Source organism: Comamonas avium (assembly GCF_014836675.1).
In the GTDB taxonomy this organism is placed as follows: Bacteria; Pseudomonadota; Gammaproteobacteria; order Burkholderiales; family Burkholderiaceae_C; genus Comamonas; species Comamonas avium.
The window spans coordinates 40,009-60,180 of record NZ_JACSQK010000002.1; the positions used below are offsets into that span (position 1 = coordinate 40,009).

At 60.4% G+C, this 20,172-nt stretch carries 17 protein-coding genes; 3 read left to right on the forward strand and 14 right to left on the reverse strand.

From position 1 onward, the window contains the following. Positions 1–75: 75 nt before the first annotated feature. Together H9646_RS02840 and H9646_RS02845 are read right to left on the reverse strand one after the other, a co-directional pair. The gene (locus tag H9646_RS02840; protein WP_191721833.1) at positions 76–822 is read right to left on the reverse strand and encodes a sulfite exporter TauE/SafE family protein; all 747 of its coding nucleotides are present in this window, start codon (positions 820–822) and stop codon (positions 76–78) included. A 142-nt stretch (positions 823–964) separates the two neighbouring features. Then, positions 965–1,717, reverse strand: coding sequence for a nucleotidyltransferase family protein (locus H9646_RS02845; RefSeq protein ID WP_191721834.1), 753 nt, complete (start codon positions 1,715–1,717; stop codon positions 965–967). 174 nt (positions 1,718–1,891) lie between these two features. Here H9646_RS02845 and tkt point away from each other — a divergent pair, with 174 nt between their 5' ends. Both tkt and gap read left to right on the forward strand, forming a co-directional pair. Further along, entirely contained in the window at positions 1,892–3,937 is a 2,046-nt protein-coding gene (tkt, locus tag H9646_RS02850) for a transketolase (RefSeq protein ID WP_191721835.1), read from the forward strand. A gap of 102 nt (positions 3,938–4,039) precedes the next feature. Then, a complete protein-coding gene (gene gap / locus H9646_RS02855; RefSeq protein ID WP_191721836.1) occupies positions 4,040–5,038 on the forward strand; it encodes a type I glyceraldehyde-3-phosphate dehydrogenase in 999 nt (332 codons plus the stop codon). A gap of 99 nt (positions 5,039–5,137) precedes the next feature. On the opposite strand, the gene H9646_RS18550 is transcribed toward gap, so the two are convergent. The 4 genes from H9646_RS18550 to H9646_RS02870 form a co-directional block, all read right to left on the reverse strand. Next, positions 5,138–5,263, reverse strand: a complete 126-nt coding sequence (locus H9646_RS18550) for a hypothetical protein (protein WP_263598940.1) — start codon at positions 5,261–5,263, stop codon at positions 5,138–5,140. Positions 5,264–5,335: 72 nt separating this feature from the next. Beyond that, positions 5,336–6,301: a tripartite tricarboxylate transporter substrate-binding protein gene (locus H9646_RS02860; RefSeq protein ID WP_191721837.1), complete on the reverse strand. Its 966-nt coding sequence runs from the start codon at positions 6,299–6,301 to the stop codon at positions 5,336–5,338. A 467-nt stretch (positions 6,302–6,768) separates the two neighbouring features. Continuing rightward, the gene (locus tag H9646_RS02865; protein WP_191721838.1) at positions 6,769–7,026 is read right to left on the reverse strand and encodes a hypothetical protein; all 258 of its coding nucleotides are present in this window, start codon (positions 7,024–7,026) and stop codon (positions 6,769–6,771) included. 260 nt (positions 7,027–7,286) lie between these two features. Continuing rightward, entirely contained in the window at positions 7,287–7,658 is a 372-nt protein-coding gene (locus H9646_RS02870; protein WP_191721839.1) for an HPF/RaiA family ribosome-associated protein, read from the reverse strand. 391 nt (positions 7,659–8,049) lie between these two features. Here H9646_RS02870 and H9646_RS02875 point away from each other — a divergent pair, with 391 nt between their 5' ends. Next, positions 8,050–8,928: a gamma-glutamyl-gamma-aminobutyrate hydrolase family protein gene (locus tag H9646_RS02875; protein WP_191721840.1), complete on the forward strand. Its 879-nt coding sequence runs from the start codon at positions 8,050–8,052 to the stop codon at positions 8,926–8,928. 106 nt (positions 8,929–9,034) lie between these two features. On the opposite strand, the gene H9646_RS02880 is transcribed toward H9646_RS02875, so the two are convergent. The 8 genes from H9646_RS02880 to H9646_RS02915 all read right to left on the reverse strand — a co-directional run bounded on the left by H9646_RS02880 (position 9,035) and on the right by H9646_RS02915 (position 20,113). Beyond that, positions 9,035–10,276, reverse strand: coding sequence for a PepSY-associated TM helix domain-containing protein (locus H9646_RS02880; protein ID WP_191721841.1), 1,242 nt, complete (start codon positions 10,274–10,276; stop codon positions 9,035–9,037). Positions 10,277–10,284: 8 nt separating this feature from the next. Then, positions 10,285–12,483, reverse strand: coding sequence for a TonB-dependent receptor (locus H9646_RS02885; RefSeq protein ID WP_191721842.1), 2,199 nt, complete (start codon positions 12,481–12,483; stop codon positions 10,285–10,287). A gap of 484 nt (positions 12,484–12,967) precedes the next feature. Beyond that, positions 12,968–13,453, reverse strand: coding sequence for an FKBP-type peptidyl-prolyl cis-trans isomerase (locus tag H9646_RS02890; protein WP_191722278.1), 486 nt, complete (start codon positions 13,451–13,453; stop codon positions 12,968–12,970). 99 nt (positions 13,454–13,552) lie between these two features. Then, entirely contained in the window at positions 13,553–14,593 is a 1,041-nt protein-coding gene (locus H9646_RS02895) for a pirin family protein (RefSeq protein WP_191721843.1), read from the reverse strand. Positions 14,594–14,748: 155 nt separating this feature from the next. Further along, the gene (locus H9646_RS02900; RefSeq protein WP_191721844.1) at positions 14,749–15,456 is read right to left on the reverse strand and encodes a glutathione S-transferase N-terminal domain-containing protein; all 708 of its coding nucleotides are present in this window, start codon (positions 15,454–15,456) and stop codon (positions 14,749–14,751) included. Between the two features lie 97 nt (positions 15,457–15,553). Then, positions 15,554–16,117 carry a DUF1439 domain-containing protein gene (locus H9646_RS02905; RefSeq protein ID WP_191721845.1) on the reverse strand — a complete coding sequence of 188 codons (564 nt, stop codon included), beginning with the start codon at positions 16,115–16,117 and terminating at the stop codon, positions 15,554–15,556. 184 nt (positions 16,118–16,301) lie between these two features. Further along, positions 16,302–17,063, reverse strand: coding sequence for a tyrosine-protein phosphatase (locus H9646_RS02910; RefSeq protein WP_191721846.1), 762 nt, complete (start codon positions 17,061–17,063; stop codon positions 16,302–16,304). A 128-nt stretch (positions 17,064–17,191) separates the two neighbouring features. Further along, on the reverse strand, positions 17,192–20,113 hold the full coding sequence (locus H9646_RS02915; protein ID WP_191721847.1) for a DNA topoisomerase III: 2,922 nt from the start codon (positions 20,111–20,113) through the stop codon (positions 17,192–17,194). Positions 20,114–20,172 lie beyond the last annotated feature (59 nt).

The window sequence follows — 20,172 nt, forward strand, 5'->3', positions numbered from 1 at the left end:
TGACTCAGAGAAAGCACCAAATACCCAGGAACGACCAAGCGCAGCCATGACGCCCCCAGGGTAATGCTCCAAGGGCTATGCCAGCAGCATGCTGACGCCTGCAGCCAGCAGCAGGCTGCAAACCATCCACTGCAGCACGCGCGTAGACAGTGGCGGCGGGTATTTGGCCAGCAGCCAGGTCACGCCTGCCACCACCGGCACGGCCACAGCGGCGGTCATCAGCGACGCAAGGCTCAGCCCGCCCGTGGGAATCACAATGCCCAGCCGCAGCACAGTGTTGGCCAGAAACATGATCAGCAGACACTGGCGCACCAGTTGCGGCGACAGTGGCTGGCGGTACAGGTGATAGACCATGGGCGGCCCGGACGTGGAAAACAAGCCGCCCAGCACCCCCGAAAGCCCGCCGGCCACCCACATCGCCCCCGGCCCCGAGAGCGTTGTGCGCTGCTGCTTTTGCAGCAACAACACAATGGCGCAGGCAATGATGGTGACCCCCAGCAGCATGCGCAGCACGTTCACCAGATCACCGCTGAGCCAGTGCAGCAGCGCCAGCCCGCCCAGCACCCCGATCAGGCTGCTGACCAAGATGGGCTTGAGCATGTCCCAGCGCGGCTGAAAAGGGTGGCTGCGCAGGTAGACCACACCATTGACCAGCGACAGCAGACCGGCCACGTTGGCCGCATCGGCAATCGGCATCAGATGCAAGGCGCCGGCCATGCCGACAAAGATCAGTCCAAAGGCAAAACCCGTCAAATTCTGGCAGGCCGATGCCAGCACCACCACGCCTATCAACCACCCGTAGGTGCCCCAGTCCACTTGCATGTGCATTCCATGGGAGGTGCGCGCCTCCCGCTGCCCGTTACCGGGCGATTCATAAAAAAGAGCGGCACGCGCTACACCTGCGGGCTATTGCAACATCTTTCCACTTGAAATACACATCAAACCAGCGACATGCGCTCACTTTTTATGCAGAAGAAGGCACGGCGTTCAGCTGCGCCAGCCGCTGCGGCGTACCTACATCGGTCCAGCGCCCGGTGTAGAGCGTGGCGCCACAGCGCCCCGCATCCATGGCCTGGCGCAGCAGCGGGGCCAGTGGTACGGCTTTTCCGTGCGGATTGCCTGACGCAATGTCGCACCACGGCGCAGCAAACAGCTCGGCCTTGAGCAGCGCAATGGTGCTGTACGTGAAACGCGGGCGCAGATCGCGCGCCATATCGGCAGGCGGCAGGTTCACGGCCCGGCCCGTGCCGCTGCCCGGTGCGCTTTCGGCCAGCCCAAAGTCGCCCCCGGGGTTGTGCGCCGGGTTGGGCACCAGCCACACATGTGCCAGGTCATCGCAAGCAGCAAAGGCTTGTGCAGCAGCGCTGTCAAACACGAAGTCAGGCACAAACACATCGCCTGCAGCCAGCCAAAAGGCATCGCCCAGCAAAGGCAGTGCACGCGCAATACCGCCCGCCGTTTCCAGTGCGTGACCAAAATCGTCCTGCTCGTGCGAGTACTGCAGCTGCATGCCGTGCTGCGGCCATGTGGCGTTCAGGTGCGCCGGTATTTGCGCGCCCAGCCAGGCGGTGTTGACCACCACATGGCGCACGCCGTCGCGCTGCAAAGCGGCCATGTGCCAGTCCAGCAAGGCACGGCCCTGCACGGGCAGCAAGGGTTTCGGGGTGGCATCCGTCAGAGGGCGCATGCGTTCGCCGCGGCCTGCGGCCAGCAACATGGCGGGGAGAGAAAAAGGGCTTATCACGTATCAGTTCCTAACGCGTGTCTGCACGCGCTGCAACCCACACTGTAGGCGATGCAGGGGGCTATGTAATCGCATGGAAACCGGCGTCAGTACACATCGGTAAAATCCTGCCATCTTTTGAACCAATCCCTCCGGAATCCCCTTCCCATGGCAAACACCCCAATGATGGCCAACGCAATCCGCGCACTGGCCATGGACGCAGTGCAACAAGCAAACTCCGGCCACCCCGGTGCCCCCATGGGCATGGCCGACATGGCTGTGGCGCTGTGGAGCCGCCACCTGCAGCACAACCCCGTGAACCCCCACTGGGCCAACCGCGACCGTTTCATTCTGTCCAACGGCCACGGCTCCATGCTGATCTACGCTCTGCTGCACCTGAGCGGCTATGACCTGCCCATGGCTGAGCTGAAGAACTTCCGCCAGTTGCACAGCAAGACTGCCGGCCACCCCGAAGTGGGCGTGACCCCCGGTGTAGAAACCACCACCGGCCCGCTGGGCCAGGGCATTACCAATGCCGTGGGTTTTGCACTGGCTGAAAAGCTGCTGGCCGCTGAGTTCAATCAGCCCAAGCACGCCATCGTGGACCACCACACCTATGTATTCATGGGTGACGGCTGCCTGATGGAAGGCATCTCGCACGAAGCCGCTGCACTGGCTGGTGCCTGGAAGCTCAACAAGCTGATCGCCCTGTGGGACGACAACGGCATCTCGATTGACGGCCAGGTCACTCCCTGGTTCGGTGACGACACCCCCGCACGCTTTGAAGCCTACGGCTGGAACGTGATCCGCGCCGTAGACGGCCACAACGTCGACGCTGTGGACGCAGCCATCGCTGCCGCCAAGAAGAGCGCCACCAAGCCCACACTGATCTGCTGCAAGACACACATCGGCAAGGGCTCGCCCAACCGCGCCAACACGGCCAAGGCCCACGGCGAGCCACTGGGCCACGACGAAATTGCCCTGGCACGTCTGGAGCTGAACTGGACCGCGGCACCGTTCGACATTCCTGCTGACGTGTACGCAGACTGGGATTGCAAGGCCAACGGCAAGAAGCTGGAAGCTGCCTGGAACAAGAAGTTTGCGGCCTACACCAAGGCTTTCCCCGAGCTGGCTGCCGAGTTCACGCGCCGAATGAACGGCGATTTGCCCGCCAACTTCCTGGAAACTGCAGCCAAGATTGCCTCTGACGCGCACGACCAGGCCGCCACCGTGGCCAGCCGCAAGGCCAGCCAGCTGGCGCTGGAAGGTTTGACTGCAGCGCTGCCCGAACTGCTGGGTGGCTCGGCCGACCTGACAGGCTCTAACCTGACCAACACCAAGTCCACCCCCGCTTTCCGCGTGGACGACAAGGGTGCCGTGGTCAAGACCGAAGACGGCAAGATTGGCCGCCACATCAACTACGGTGTGCGTGAGTTCGGTATGGCCGCCATCATGAACGGCGTAGCGCTGCATGGTGGCTACATTCCCTACGGCGGCACGTTCATGACGTTCTCGGACTACAGCCGCAATGCGATCCGCATGGCTGCACTGATGAAGCAGCGCGTCATCCATGTGTTCACCCACGACTCCATCGGTCTGGGCGAAGACGGCCCTACCCACCAGTCGATTGAGCACGCCGCCAGCCTGCGCATCATCCCCGGTCTGGACGTCTGGCGCCCTGCCGACACCACCGAAACCGCGATGGCGTGGACTGTGGCACTGAGCCAAAAGAACAAGCCCACGGCCCTGCTGCTGAGCCGCCAGAATCTGGCGTACTCGCCCAAGACCGAAGAGGCCCTGGACAACATCGCTTGCGGCGCTTACGTGCTGAGCGAGCCCAAGGACGTCGGTCTGAAGGGCAAGAAGGCCCAGGCCGTGATCATTGCCACCGGCTCTGAAGTGCAGCTGGCTCTGGCTGCGCAAAAGCAGCTGGCCGAGCAAAAGATTGCCGTGCGCGTGGTCTCCATGCCCAGCACCACCACCTTTGACCGCCAGGACATGGCCTACAAGACTTCGGTCCTGCCCGCAGGCGTGCCCCGCATTGCCGTTGAGATGGGCGTCACAGACTTCTGGTGGAAGTACGGCTGCGCTGCCGTCGTGGGCATCGACACCTACGGCGAATCTGCTCCCGCTCCCGTGTTGTTCAAGCACTTCGGTTTCACCACTGAAAACGTGGCGGCCACAGTGATCGAAGCGATCCAGCGCAACAAGTAAGCACATCACACCCGCCCCGGCCTTGGCTCTGGCGGGTGTTTTACGTACAGTCACCCCATTTCATTTTTCTCTTATCTCCACTTTCCATAGCAAGAGGCAACTATGACTATCAAGGTTGGTATCAACGGCTTTGGCCGCATTGGCCGTAACGTGCTGCGTTCCGCACTGCAAAACTTCTCCGACATCGAAATCGTCGGTATCAACGACCTGCTGGAACCTGACTACCTGGCATACATGCTCAAGTACGACAGCGTGCATGGCCGCTTTGATGGTGAAGTTTCGGTCGAAGGCAACACCTTGGTTGTCAACGGCAAGAAGATCCGCCTGACCCAGGAGCGCGACCCCGCCAACCTGAAGTGGAACGAAGTGAACGCCGAGGTGGTGATCGAGTCCACCGGCCTGTTCCTGACCGACGAAACCGCACGCAAGCACATCGCTGCGGGTGCCAAGAAGGTCATCTTGTCGGCCCCTTCCAAGGACGACACCCCCATGTTCGTGTTTGGCGTGAACTGCAAGACGTACGCGGGTCAGGACATCATCTCCAACGCGTCGTGCACCACCAACTGCCTGGCACCTGTGGCCAAGGTACTGAACGACAAGTGGGGCATCAAGCGCGGCCTGATGACCACCGTGCACGCAGCCACTGCCACACAAAAGACCGTGGACGGCCCATCCAACAAAGACTGGCGCGGTGGCCGCGGCATTCTGGAAAACATCATCCCTTCCAGCACTGGCGCAGCCAAGGCTGTGGGCGTGGTGATTCCTGAGCTGAACAAGAAGCTGACCGGCATGTCCTTCCGCGTGCCTACGTCCGATGTGTCCGTGGTCGACCTGACCGTCGAGCTCAACGCTGAAGCTTCCTACGAAGAAATCTGCGCCGAAATGAAGGCGCAGTCGCAAGGCGCCTTGAAGGGCGTGCTGGGTTACACCGAAGACAAGGTGGTGGCCACCGACTTCCGTGGTGAGACCTGCACCTCCGTGTTCGACGCCGAAGCCGGTATCGCACTGGACAAGACCTTTGTGAAGGTTGTGGCCTGGTACGACAACGAATGGGGCTACTCCAACAAGTGCCTGGAAATGGTGCGCGTGGTGAGCAAGTAATCTTATCGATTACACGCAGCATCAGATGCCAGCGCCTGCCAGATAGGCGCTGACAGCCATCAAAAAAGCCCATCATCTTTACAGGTGACGGGCTTTTTTTCATGCTGCAAGATTGAGCTGACCCCGCCCCAGAATGCGGCCGTTCACCCCCAGCCACCCACAGCGGCCAGAGCTGATCCTTGCATCGGTGGCCACATCCAGTTGCTTGTCACCCCAGCCGGGCATAACCCAGCACACCTGGTGCGCACAAAAGGGCAAAAGGGCAAAAGGGCTAAAGGGCAAAAGCCGACTCAACGCTCAGTCAATGCGCCCGCCTGCTGCCTGGACGATCTGGCCTGCAGCCACCCAGTCATCACGCAACAGTTGCTGGAACTGGGCTGCTGGCAGGGTGCCCGCTTCCACCCCCACACGCGCCAGGCGCTCTTGCACCGCCGGTTCGGCCAGCACCTTGCGCACGGCGGCATTGATGCGCTCCACCTCGTCCGGCGGTGTGCCCGCAGGTGCCAGCAAACCCAGCCAGGAATCAAACGCATAGCCGGGGATACCGGCTTCAGCCACGGTCGGCACATCGGGCAGGAAGCGCGAGCGCTGCTGGCCCGAATAGGCCAGCAGCTTTACACGCGGGTCGTTCTGAAAGGCCAGCATGCCGATGGTGGCACCCGTGACCAGCTCCACGCGTGCAGCCAGCAGCTCGTTGACGGCGTCCCCGGTGGATTTCATTGGAATGTGCTGCAGTTGCACCCCCGCACGGGCGGCCAGCAAAGCTGCGGCCAGGTGTGAGGCACTGCCGTTGCCCGCAGAGGCGTAATTGAGCGCACCCGGCTTGGCCTTGGCACGCTGCAGCAAGGCTTGCAGCGAGGTAATGCCCGAGGCCGCAGGCACGCCCACCACATAACCTGTGCGCCCCAGGAAAGACACACCGACAAAATCTTTCTGTGCGTCGTACGGCAGCTTGGCGTACAGGTGGCTGGCCAGATTGTGGCTGGCTGCGGCCAGCACCAAGGTGTTGCCATCGGGAGCCGCTTTGGCCACCTGCGAAGTACCCAGACTGCCCCCCGCACCTGCGCGGTTCTCTACGACCACCGTGGCTCCCAGCGCCTGGCCCAGTTCATTACTGAAGGTGCGTGCCACCGTGTCCTGCGTTGCACCTGCGCCAAACGGCACCACGATGCGGATCAGTCGCTCCGCTTGGGCGGATGTGGAGAAGGCCAGCGCAGCAGCAGCGGCCAGCAAAGAACGGGAAAGCACGGAAGAAGAGGGCATCACAAACGTCTTGCAGAAAGGGAAATGACCACGCTCTGCCTTGTCACCTCACGGCCTATGGCCCCAGGCAGCGCAGAGCGCGCAGTCCACGGATTCTGGGAGAACACCCCGCCCCCACCAACCAATCATTTGCTATGTGTAAAGCACCAAAACAGCTGTGGGTGCAGCACCAGCGCAACTGCCATTAGTTGCACCGCAATCACGACAAGGCGCGGCCAGCCACACGGGGCATGCGCCGACGGGCTTCGTCGTTGGAGTGCCTATGGCGCGTAACCGGGCAACGGAGCAGAGGCTTTCAACGCACAACACCTCACTCAAGCCCCCCCTTGTTCATTCAACAGAAAAGCGCATGCCACTTCACTTTTTGAACCCTTTTTACGCAGCAGTCAGCCGGTTGCGGCACCTGCGATGCGGGCATAAAAAAAGCCGGCAAACTGCCGACTTTTAGCACTACATGACCACAAGGGCTACTGCAGGATGGCAATGCTGCCTTCATCCACGTAGAACAAAAATTCTTCTCGCGCCAGTGTGACCGTCACGGGTTGGCCTTCACTGACCCATGACACCACCATGCTGGCAATCGCAACATCTACCTGCACTTCCTGACCAACCGGAACGTCCTCCAACTGGCCATCGCCTACGCGGTGCTGCACCTTTCCCTGAATGCGGGCCTTGAAGTGCTCAGGCATTTCGGTATTGGTGGGCATTTCGCTTTTAGCAGTCATGTGTCCTCCTTATCGTTGCGCAAGGCGTAAGCGCCATGCGTTCTGCGAATGTAACCAAGGCCTGACCACCCGTCTGTCAGTTAGGCGGCAGGCTTGCAGCAAAAGCGTTTCCAGATGTTTATTTTCTGACGCCCAGCCAACATATGCTGACTACAGCCACAACCGGCCAGAACTGGCGCCGATGTATCGCAGGCCGCCAACAAAAAAGCCATGGTCGAAAGACCATGGCTTTTTAACAGGAAGGCAGGGAGTGCGCGTGCTTAGCCTTCGGTGCCCGTCAGCGGGGCATCCACCCCACGCACACTTTCACGTCCGTGCTTGTCACGCAGTTTGTCCAGATCCGCCTCCACTGCGCGGCGCAGTTTTTCCAGCGCGGCATTGAAGGCATCGTTGACTTTTTCGGCTTCGGCATTCACCGCAATGGGCGGGCGGCCGTTGGCCCGGGTTTCCAGCACACATTTCTTGCCGGGGCCACCAGTAGCTTTCAGTGCATCGACGCCGGTCAGAAATACCTCAACCCGCACCACATATTCTTTGAGACGTGCCAACTTGGAGTGGATCTCTTCATGGGCCCAGGCTTCCAGCGAATCGCCGCCTTGGATGGTTGCGTCGGTATGGACTTGTACTTGCATGCTCTCTCCTTGTCACCAAAAGCCGTGCCGTTAAAGCACGGCGGGGGGTTTGCTGAGTCCAGCGGAAATCAGGTTGCGGTTTATATCCTAGCAGTGCTGCGCCAGCGATTGCTCCTTGGTCACAGTGTGGGGCCAAAAATGCAGCTTGCAAGTCAGCCCGGTGCGACTACTTGACACCCGTCAACGGATATGCACCCGCCTCCACCGTAATCAGATGACTGCGCATTGGCTGTTTTATATTGTTTTATTACCTTTAAAAAGATAGCAGCAGAGCCCCTGCACTGCATGCATTGCCTGCCTGCATTCGACGGGTGCGGTGACTCTCCTACATGACAAAGCCGTTCCGGGCAGGTAAAACAGTGGCAGCGCCACCACCCCTGAACAGCACCCTATGTCCCTGCCTGCATCGCGCCGCCTCAAGATCGGCCTGTCCGCCTGTTTCTCGCACGCGGACCCCAGCCGCCCGCTGTTCACAGGCAAGACCCTGCAATACGTCGAGCAATCGATCGCCCACTGGATCATGTCCGCCGGGGCCATGGTGGTCATGGTGCCCTGCCCGACCGGTGAAACAGCCAAGGGCGACGTGACCCTGTCGCACTACGCAGACTGGCTGGACGGCGTGGTCATGCACGGCGGTGCTGATGTGTGGCCCGGCAGCTATGGCGAAGAGCCGCTGCGCCCTGAGTGGCTGGGCGACCGGGTGCGTGATCTGTATGACCTGGCCGTGGTCGAGGCGTTCAGCCAAGCTGGCAAGCCTATTTTTGGCGTGTGCCGGGGGCTGCAGCTCATCAATGTGGCCTTTGGGGGCACGCTGTACCAGGACATCGCCACGCAGGTGCCCGGCGCACAGCTGCACCGCAATGCCAGCACCTACGACAGGCACCAGCACGATGTGCACATCGTCCAAGGTTCACGCCTGGCCGAGCTGTACCCCAACACCTATATGGCGCGTGTCAACAGCATCCACCATCAGGCCATCAAAGACGTGGCACCCGGTTTTGATGTGGAAGCCTGGAGCGTGCCCGACCACATTCCCGAGGCCATTTACCGCCACCGTGGCCACACCGGCAAAAGCTATATTGCGGCCACCCAGTGGCATCCAGAGTTCAGCAACCCAGATTCGCCCACTCTGGATGACAGCGTGCTGCTGCAAGATTTCCTGAGCGCTTGTGAACGCGCCAAAACGCGCCCCGGCGTCAGCCACAGCCCTTTCCAGATCCGCGACCGCGCCACACGCATGCTGCGTCGTGCCTTGCTGCGGCGCAAATAAAAAAGGAGCTGCCATCGCTTGCACAGACTAGCTTTCAGATACATAAGTATTTGAAAACTAGTCAGCATAAGCGCTGATAGCTCCTTTTAATGCAATAACCTGCCCGTTACTTGCGCCGCCGTGCGCGGCGTTTGCGCTCCCAGATGACGATGCCGGTCACCGACAGCATCACCACCATCAGCCCCATCACGGACATCATGATGCGCCCCGGCATGCCCAGAATGCGTCCGGAATGCAAAGGCAGCTGCAGCTGCACAAACACATCGGCCGCCGTGCCATGCCAGGGACGGTGCGAGCCCAGCACCTCGCCCGTTTCAGCACTGACATAAATGTTGGACAAGCCCATGCCCAAGGCCCCCAGCTCATCGCTGGGGTCAAAGAACGAAACGTTGTAGAACGGAAAATCTCCGCCATACCAGATACCACCGGGAGACTGCTCAAAGTTCAGCCGCTCACCTTCGCGCTGTGCAATCTCAATGGCCTGCGCAAACGAAATCTTGGGCGTGATGAAGCTGCCGTACGGTGCAGGCTTGAGCGTTTCGTAAGGCCCCGGCGTGGTGGTGGAGATGGTGCTCATCACCGGGTAGAACACTTCGCGGTACAGGTTCAAAGAGAACGATGTGAACGACACCACGATGATGATGCCCCACACCCACAGGCCACCCGCGCGGTGCAGATCGAAGTTGAGCTTGTAGCTCCCTGCCCGCCAGCGCACCACCCATGCTGGCTGCCAGCGCCGCCACCATGAAGCACGTGGCGCACGGCCAGTGCCTGCATCTGCAGTACGCAAGCGCTGCGCTGCGCGCACCGGCAGCGTCAGGTACAGCGCCACAAAGCTGTCAATCAGCCACATCAGCGCCACGCCGCCCATGAGCCAGAAGCCCCAGCGGTCACTGCCCCAGAAGGCCGGCATGTGCAGACTTTCATGCAGGTGACGCAGCCAGGGCATGAGGTTGCGTTTGCTCAGCGCCAGGCTCTTGGAGTCGCGCTGGCCAGTGATCTGTGCAGTCACCGGGTCTACAAACACGTTGTTGTAGTCCAGCACAAACGCCTGCCCTGTTGCGGGATCGACTTTGGGGCGCACCAGAAAAGAGGCCGCATGCCCCTCTTCCAGCCCCAGCGTCATGTAAGACACTTCGGCCCGTGCGTCGCTATCTTGCACCGCTGCGGCCAAAGCCAGCGGAGACTGCAAGGCACCACGACCCGGGGTGTGCATCAGATCGGCGTTCAGCCATTCATCAATCTCATGGTCCCAGGAAATCACTGCACCAGTGGCCCCGGCAACGATCAAAAACAGGGCCACTGTCAGCCCCATCCAGCGGTGGACCACCGTCCATAACTCACGCATCAGACACCTCAAAAATCAACGCTGGCACTGAGTGCAAAGGTACGCGGAGCCGACTGCACCAGATAGTTGGAGCCGGGGTAGCCGCCCACCGAGGCCCAGTAGCGCTTGTCCAGCACGTTGTCCACACGCGCGCGCAAGGTCAGCAAGCGGTCATTGCCCATGTCCATCAGGTAGCGCACGCCAAGGTCGGTGCGCGTCCAGGCCGCCACTTTCAGCGTATTGGCGGTATTGGCAAACTGGCTGGCCGTGTGAATGACACGTGCATTCAGTGACAGACCGCTCATGCCGGGCACATCCCAGTCCGCGCCCAGCGTCATCTGGTGCTTAGGCACGCCGATGACCGTGTTGCCCTGGTCCACACCACCTTGTGTGGCCTTGAGCTTGGCCTGTGTGAAAGACACCCCGCCCAGCACGCGCAGGCCCTTGATGGGCTCACCAAAGACGTTCACTTCCATGCCGCGATAGCGCTGTTTGCCAAATTCGCCGTACACCAGCTGAGAGCCTTGCTGCTGCAAATGGCTGAGCGGACGGTCCATGGTGTACAGCGCCAGTGTGGCCCCCAGATTCTGGTTCTCCCACTTCAAGCCCACTTCCTTTTGCTTGGTGCGATAGGGTGAAAACACCTCTCCGCCGTTGGCCACGATCTGGTTGCTGCTATCTACCTGCGGGGCCGTATCGCCCTTGACCAGGCCTTCGATGTAATTGCCATACAGCGACAGTTGCTCGGACGCCTTGAACACCAGACCCACCACCGGTGTCGTGGCTGATTTTTTGTAGCTGCCGGTGGGCGCTCCCGTGGCATTGCTGTAGCTGTTTTGCTCAATGGTCTGGTGGCGCAGGCCCAGCGTCAGGCGCACACGCTCGTCGTAAAACGACAGCGTATCGGCCAGCGCAACGCTTTGCGTGCGGTCTTCCTGCGCGCGCAAGGGGCTGGACAGGTTGCCGCCGCCCCAGTCTGTGGCCGGGCGTGCCGAGCCCCAGGGATTGTAAATGTTGGTTGGCACCGTGGGGCCCGCCCAGAGCATGGCCCAGGCATTGCGCTCCTCGTGCCTGAACCACGAAGCCGATGCCACCATCTGGTGCTGCACACCTGCCGTGGCAAAACGTGCGCGCAGGCCCAGCTCACTGGTGCTCACATCGTCTTCGCGCTGGTTGTCAAAACGCCCCGTCGTCGCATCGCCAGACAGGTTCACCATCGTCGGGTTGGCCAGCGAGTTGCCTTCCTTGCCCCGGCGCATGCCTGCAGCCGCCCAGGCGGTGATCTGGTCATTCACATCCCACTCTGCGCGCGCCGTGGCAAATACATCCTTGGCGTTGGAGTAGGTCCAGGGCTGGGCATAGTTGGTCTTGCTATCTGGTACGGCGGGAATAAAGTCAGCGCCCGGTGTCACGCTGGGGCGTGGTGCCTTGAGCTTGTCATTTTGGTAACCCACATCTGCCGACAGGCGCACATTGCGGCTGCGCCAGTCCAGCCCCAGCCCCAAAGCTGTCAAGCCACGGCTTTCTCCGTCAACGGCCGTGTCTCCATCACGGCGCACCGCGTTCAGGCGCACTCCCGTGTTCTGGTCTGGGCCAAAGCGGCGCGAAATGTCCACCGCTGCGGTGGCCTGCCCACCCGATTGAACCCCAGCCGTCACGCGACTCAAAGGCAGATTGCGGGCACGCTTGGGCACCAGACTGATGGCACCACCCAGGTTGCTCCCGCCCGGCGCAGCGCCGTTGAGGAACGCGCTGGCACCATGCAGCACATCCACCCGTTCAAAAAATTCTGACGCCACATACTGGCGTGGCAGCAAGCCGTACAAGCCGTTGTACGACACATCGTCGGAGTACATGGGCAGCCCGCGCAGCATGTAGATTTCCTGGAAGTTGCCATAGCCACGAGCACTGCGCACCGCCGGGTCATTGAGCAATACGTCGGCCACGCTTTGCGCCTGCTGGTCCTGAATCAGCTGGTTGGTGTAACTGGTCAGCTGAAAGGGCGTATCCATCACATCCTGCTGGCCCAGAAGGCCTACACGGCCACCCCGGGCTACCTGGCCGCCCGCAAAAGGCTTGGACAGCCCCTGTGCCGATGCGTCAGCGCTGGCTTCTACGGTCACGGTGCCCAGCTCCGGGGTTTCGGTCTGTGCCCAGACGCTGCCACCGCAGGCCCAGAACGACAAAGCGACCACGATGGGTCGCAAAGTAAATGCAGGATGATTCATGAGATGCAAATGCTTTTGAGAATTGTTTTCATGCATTTTATTAAAAGCACCTCAAATGCCCCACCACCAGCCACCAGTCGGAGTGTGGTTACTTACTCAAAAATATAGCGCTATCGCTTGTAGCAACGGGCTCGTTGTTGCCGCAGACGCTGCTAACCATGGCACGGCTGGCGCTCGCAATCAGCGTCAGCATGTCTCTGCCCAGCAACAAAGGGGCAGCGAATAAAAGCATGGCTCTCAGTACAGTGTCCTCTCAAAACCCACAAAAACCATAGCAGCTATCGCGCAATACATAACAACTTCAGATGCATATCTATTTAATTTCTTTATTCAACAGGAGAAAGGCGCTCATTTTTTAGAAGCGTCTGACGCAAAAAAGCCACCCGCAGGTGGCTTTGTGATGGTGCTCGCACGGCGCTACCGTGCGGGACCACGCTGTGCACAAAAGCTTGCGTACACCGTGGTGGCCGTCAATGCACGGAGCTCAATGGTGGTGGCCGTGGCCGCCGTGCACATGGCGGTGTGCCACTTCTTCTTCTGAAGCTGCGCGCACCTCTGTCACCTTGCCGCTAAAGCGCAGCGCCTTGCCAGCCAGCGGGTGGTTGCCGTCCAGTTGCACCACGGGGCCTTTGATCTTTACCACGTTGTAAATCTGGGGCAGGCCCTGCTCATTGGTGCCGCGCAGCTGGCCACCTACCTTCACGCCTGCCGGGAACTCTCCCTTGGGAATGGTGCGCTGCAAGCTGGGGTCATGGGGGCCAAAGGCGTCTTCCACGCTCAGGTCTACCGTCAGCGTGTCGCCCGCAGCCTTGCCTTCCAAAGCGGCTTCAACCTTGGCAAAAATATTCTCGTAACCACCGTGCAGGTAGGCCACATCGCCCTTGTCCAGCAACTCACCGGCAATGCCGCCGTTGAGGATTTCATGGATCTTGTAGTTCAGCGTAACTGCGGTGTCTTTGGTGATGTTCATGTGCATAGCCACAAAAAATGGCGGCTTGGCCGCCATGGTTGGAATGCGCTGCATTGTCCACCATCCCCTGCAAGCCTTGCACGGGATGGTCTCAGCGCCTTACGCAGTGGTCGGCACTTCGTCCTGCGTCTGTCCCGGGTGGCGGGCAAAACGCCGGGGCTGTGCGCCGTGCACAGGGGCATTGCTGTCCCAAGGCCAGCCGCCAAACTGGGTACGGCGAAAGTCCATCATGGCCTGCATGATTTCCTCTTGTGTGTTCATCACAAAAGGGCCGTACTGCGCCACAGGCTCGCCAATCGGTGTGCCTTGCAGCAAGACCAGCTCAGCCACATCGGTGCCTGTGTTCACCAGCTCCAGAGCGCGGCCTGCCTCCACCTGCAGCGCAGCATGCTCGCTCAGGTTTTCGCCTTCCACGCGCAAACGGCTGCCCACAAACCAGTACAGCATGCGGCGGGTTTGCGCGCCCTGGGCTGCAGGCAGACTCCAGCGTGCACCGGGCTCCAGGCTGATGGTCCAGATCGCCACATCCGCCGCCGCTTGCGACGCCCAAGACTCTGGCGGTGGCGACAAGGGCGCATCGGCCCCTTGCAGCGCCCCGGCCACCACAGTCACCGTGGTCTTTTTTCCGGCGTCATCCGTGTGCTGCAAGCGCGGAATGCGTTCGTTCCACAGCATGGTGAAATGCGGTTTGACCATCTTGTGGCTGGCGGGCAAGTTCAACCAGATCTGAAACAGCTCCAGCGGATTGGGCGCATCGGTGTTGAGCAGCGGAAACATCTCCGAGTGCATGATGCCCGCACCTGCGGTCACCCACTGCACATCACCACCGCCAAAGCGCGCAGCAGCCCCCAGCGAATCGGCGTGGTCAATCAAGCCACTGCGCACCAGCGTGACGGTTTCAAAGCCCCGGTGCGGGTGGCCGGGAAAGCCGGGCACGTGCTCACCGTGGTACATGGAAAAACCATCCTTGTTGCTGAAATCACTGCCCATGGGCCTGTCTTGCAGCTCCACCGCCTGCACGCCCATGCTGCCGTCACCGGCAGGGTAGGCATCGTTGTGGTGGGCACAGAACAAAAAGGGGTCAATGCACGGCCAGCGTGCGCCCAGCGGCAAGGTTTGGATGATGGGGGATGCAGACATGCGTCGCTCCTGCTTGGTGCCGCCATGCCCACCCCCTGTGGGCAGGCAACGTGCAGCGTTGCAATGCCTCAAAGATAAGGGCTTGGCAATAACTTACCAAGCCCCTGAGGCTGCAACGGATCGTTCCAGCGCTGGAACGCTGTGCACGTGTCGTGCTAGTTGGGCGCTGGCGGCATATTCAACCCGCGCTGTACCGCCGGCCGGTTCAGCCATGCAGCCAAGGTGCGCTGCACGTTTTTGTACTCGTGCAGGCCCAGCAGCTCGCCCGCATCGTAGTTCACGTGCAGGCAGCGTATCCACGGCAGCACCGCAATATCGGCAATCGTGTAGTCAGACCCCATGATCCATGCGCGGCCTTGCAGGCGCTGGTCCAGCACCCCCAATAAACGCTTGGCCTCATTCACATAACGCTGCAGCGGGCGCTTGTCCTCAAAGTCCTTGCCGGCATAGCGGTGAAAGAAACCCACCTGTCCAAACATGGGGCCTGCGCCGCCCATCTGCCACATCAGCCACTGCAGTGTTTCATAGCGCTGCATGGCATCCATGGGCAGCAGCTGGCCCGATTTTTCAGCCAGATAAATCAGGATGGCACCCGACTCAAACAAGGCCAGTGGCTGACCGCCAGGGCCATGCGGATCCAGAATGGCAGGTATCTTATTGTTGGGGTTGAGCGCCAGAAACTCAGGTGAAAACTGGTCATTGGCCTGAATATCCACCCGGTGGGCTTCGTACGGAATGCCCACCTCTTCCAGCATGACCGACACCTTGATGCCATTGGGCGTGGGCAAGGAATACAACTGCAGCCAGTCGGGAAACTGGGCTGGCCACTTGCGGGCAATGGGATGTCCGTTGAATTGCTGCATCGTTGTTCACTCCTGCTTTGGCCTCAGCGCCAGGGCTAAGGTATTCCATTGTGTTGACACCCCATGTTAGCGGCCTTGCCGCAGCAGCACTAGGGTGTCATCGGGCTGCGGGTTTGCTTTCAATGGCCACATCCAGGCCCTGCGCTGTTACTGTAATGGCGCCGGGCTGCAGCCCCAGACTGTCAGCCAGTTCCAGCTCTTGCGGCTTCACCGTATACAGCGCAAAACCTTGCAAGGCTTGCTGCGCTACACGCAGGCCATAGGTTTGCACCATCTCGGCCATGGCAGGGTTGGCGTCTTGCAGCTCCAGGGCCATCACTTCTACGCGCTGGGTGCGCACGCTGCGGTCTTTGGGCTCGTAATACAAGCCAAAGCGCACCTGCATCTTGCCTTGGTAGCTGGTGCGCAGCGTGGGTCCTGCCAGTTGCACGACCAAGTCGGCCTGCAGCTGGTTGCTGGCCGGCAGCAGTTGCAACTGGGGCTGCTGCATGTCGAACTGCAGCAACCCTGCAATCGGAAACTGCTTGGGGAACTGCCCCTTCAAGCCTTGCTCCAGCTGCGCCTGGGTGACGCTGATCTTGGTGGGAACCGCCTGTGAACAGGCGCTGACCCACATGGTGCTGGCTGCACAGGCAGCTAAAAATAGACGGCGGCGGAACATGGTTGGTACTTTGGATGTTGCAGGGGCAGACCCTTTGAGCCCACCGTGGCATGTGCTAGAAAATGTGACAAACGCTTGCCTCACAAGCGCTGATTGCTCTCAATTTTGTCAGTTTAGCGTAAAGTTTCCCGAGCATCCATCCTCTGCGCAGCACGGCCAGCAAGCGCTGATCACCAGCGCCTCTTCAAGCTTGCAGATAGCGCGCCCGCAATGCATGCTGCGCTGCGTCATCGAGCTGCATCACCTCTCGCAGATAGGACTGCATGCCGCCGTGCTCACGCTGCACCATGGCATAGGCGCTTTCTAGAAAACCGGGCTGCACGCGCCACAGCACGTCCAGCACCTCCTGGGGCACGGCCAAAGCGGCACGTGCGGCCATCGCAGCAGGTCGCTGGTAAAACTGGTTGGTCAGCAGGTAGTCGTGCTCAATATCTGCCTTGGCTACGCCCAGGGCTTCCAGAATCAATGCCGCCGCCCAGCCTGTGCGATCTTTGCCAGCCGTGCAGTGAAACACCGTGGGAGCATCTTCCTCCAGCAGCAAGCGAAACAGCTGCGCAAACTGCGCAGCGTTCTCGCGCACAAAGCTGCGGTAGGTCTCTTGCATCAGCACCACGGTATCGGCCACGCTCAAGCTGCCGCCCGCATGGATCAATGCAATAGCTTTTTGCACAACGGTGGGCTCCACCGTCAGAGCATGGGTGTGCAAGCCCTGCCACGCATAGGCGTCGACGGTGCGCTCCTGCACACCGCGAAAGTCTGCACTGCGCTGTATGCCCAGCGACTTCAACGTGCTCAAACTTTCTGGCGTCAGGCCAGCCAGATGGTCTGAGCGAAACAGCACACGCCAGCGCACGCTGCGACCTGCATGTCCGACATAGCCTCCGAGGTCTCGAAAATTGGTGGTGCCGGGTAAGACGATATGGCGGGTCGGTAAATTCGTTGTCATCTGGCTTTCCTCCAAAAGATCGATCGCACAGCATGGGCCTGACCCATGACATGTCCATGAAAAACGCCGCAGGGCTCCACCATTGGAGCGCCCTGCGGCGTGGCTGTCAGTCACGCAGGTGTGCGTGCTCAGTCGTTGGTCACCAAATGCTTGCCGACCAGACCGGTGATTTCAAACATGCCCACGCGGTCTTTGCCAAATACTGGCAGCAACTTGGCGTCCGCCACGATGACGCGTTTGTCTTTAGGGTCTTGCAGGTTGTGGGCCTTGACGTAATCCCACACCTTCTTGACCACCTCAGTGCGTGCCACCGCGCCATCGCCGATCACGGCTGCCAGGGCGGCATCAGGACGGTAGTTGGCCGCAGCAGGCTTGCGTGCGGCCGTTTTCTTGGCTGCAGGGGCTTTTTTGGCTGCAGCCGTCTTTTTGGCAGCAGTGCCCGTTTTTGCGGCGCCCGCGGCTGCAGTTTTTGCAGGGGCTGCAGTCTTGCGTGCCGGGTACTTGCTGGGTTCAAACTCAAAATTCACCTTGCCCGCAGCCGCATCCCACGCCAAGAAGGCCTTGAAGTTGCGGCGCGTGCGGTTGGAGACAAATTTCTCCAGCAAATCGGTCTTGCCTGTGGCCAGCAGCTTGCTCATTTGCTCGCGCTCAATCGGCTGCTGCAAGATGATCTGACCGCTCTTGAAATCGCAGCTGGGCGCTGGCTGCTGCTGTGTAGGCACGGCCTTGGAGCACACATAGTTGGCGCCATGCTCGAACACGGGCGCGCCGCACTTGGGGCAGTTGCCCAGACTTTGCTGTGCGCTGAAATCCACAATCTCGCCGGACTCTTCTTCCTTGTCATCGCCAAAGTCAAATTCAAGCTTGTAGTTCTTGGCTTCTTCGTCATGCACGATGGCCACTTCCGCCGTGAACGGCCAGCCTGCCTTCGAGCGGAAACCTTCCAGCGGGCCAATGCGGCGCTCGCGCAGCAGGGCTTCGGCTTCGGCAGTTTCAAAGGTGCGCCCCGCAGGTGACTTGGTGAACGAGAAGCCACAACCGTCGCTGTGACCGTCTGCGCCCGTACAGGCGTAGCGGCGGTAGTTTTCTTTGACGATGCCCTGGCAATTGGGGCACGGAGTTTCCAAGGTGGCGTAGTCACCCGGAATAGTGTCGCGGTCGTATTCCTTGGCCTTTTTCACCATGCGCTCGGTCATGGAGGCAATTTCTTGCATGAAGGCCGCACGCGACAGTGCACCTTTTTCCATTTGCGAAAGCTTGTATTCCCACTCGCCGGTCAAGTCTGCGCGGCACAGCTCTTCCACTTGCAGACCCCGCAGCAGCGTCATCAGCTGGAAGGCCTTGGCCGTTGGAATCAGCTCACGCCCTTCGCGCAGCATGTACTTTTCAGTCAACAGGCCTTCAATGATGGCAGCGCGCGTGGCAGGTGTGCCCAGACCCTTTTCCTGCATGGCGCTGCGCAGTTCTTCGTCGTCGATCTGCTTGCCTGCGCTTTCCATGGCACCCAGCAAGGTCGCTTCCGAGTAGCGTGCCGGGGGCTTGGTCTTCAGACCCTTGGCCTGTGCATCGCTGGTCCGAGGCTGCTCACCGGCTTGCACGGCCACCAGCGGCTGGCCCTTGTCACCTTCCTTGGCGTCTTCCACTTCGATGGCCGCTTCCTTGCCGTAAATGGCCAGCCAGCCGGGTTTGACCAGCACCTTGCCCTCGGTCTTGAAGGCGTGCTGCTCGACCTGCGAGATGCGTGTGGTGACCTGGTACTCAGCGCTGGGAAAGAACACCGCCATAAAGCGGCGCACCACCAGGTCGTACAGCTTTTGTTCGGCTTCCGACAGGCCTGATGGGGCTTGCAGCGTGGGGATGATGGCAAAGTGATCCGATACCTTGCTGTTGTCAAAAATGCGCTTGGTGGGGCGTACGTAGCCGCCACTGAGCGCTTGCTTGGCAAACGGCCCCAGATGGCGCATGCCGCTGTTGGCCAGCATCTCAAAGGTCTGGCCTGCCACCGCCACATAGTCTTCGGGCAACGCGCGCGAGTCGGTACGTGGGTAAGTCAGCGCCTTGTGGCGCTCGTACAGGCTCTGCGCCAGCGCCAGCGTGGTTTTGGCCGAGAAGCCAAACTTGCCGTTGGCTTCGCGCTGCAGGCTGGTCAGATCAAACAGCAGCGGTGAAGCCTGTGTTGTGGGCTTGCTTTCTTCAGTGACCTTGGCAGGTTTGCCTTTGGCAGCTGCGGCAATCGCCTGCGCTTCGGCGGCGCTCCACACACGGTCGGCCTTGGCCTCGGGGTCTTCGCTCTTCTTCCACTGCGGATTGAACCACTTGCCCAGGTACTGACCGGCCTGCGCATCGAACGTGCCGTGCACTTCCCAGTAATCGCGGCTGACGAACTTGCGGATCTTTTCTTCGCGGTCCACCACCAGCGACAGGGTGGGCGTTTGCACACGTCCTACGGTGGTCAGAAAGAAGCCACCGTCGCGCGAGTTAAAGGCCGTCATGGCGCGTGTGCCGTTGATACCCACCAGCCAGTCGGCCTCGGAGCGGCTGCGTGCAGCATCAGCCAGACCCTGCATCTGCGCTTCGCTGCGCAGCTTGGCAAAGCCATCGCGAATCGCCTGCGGCGTCATGGACTGCAGCCACAGGCGCTGAATAGGTTTGCCCAGGCCACCCTTGGCACCACCGGCGTACTGCTCAATCAAACGAAAGATCAGCTCCCCTTCGCGGCCCGCGTCACAGGCGTTGATCAGTTGCGTCACATCTTTGCGTTTGGCCTGCTTGACCACCGCATTCAGCCGGCTCTTGGTCTTGTCTACAGGTTTGAGATCAAAACGGGGTGGAATCACCGGCAGGTTGGCGAAGCTCCATTTGCCACGTTTGACATCAAACTCTTCGGGTGCCTGGATTTCAACCAGGTGACCCACTGCACTGGTGACCACGAACTGTTCGTTCTCAAAGTGGTCTTCGTGCTTTTCAAATTTGCCGTGGACGGGCGTGAGTGCCCGCACGATGTCCTGTGCCACCGACGGTTTTTCCGCTATCACCAAGGTCTTTGTCATTGAGTGTTCTCGTCTTTTGCAGCGGTCGCTTTCTATGCAATAGCCACCGCTTCTACAAT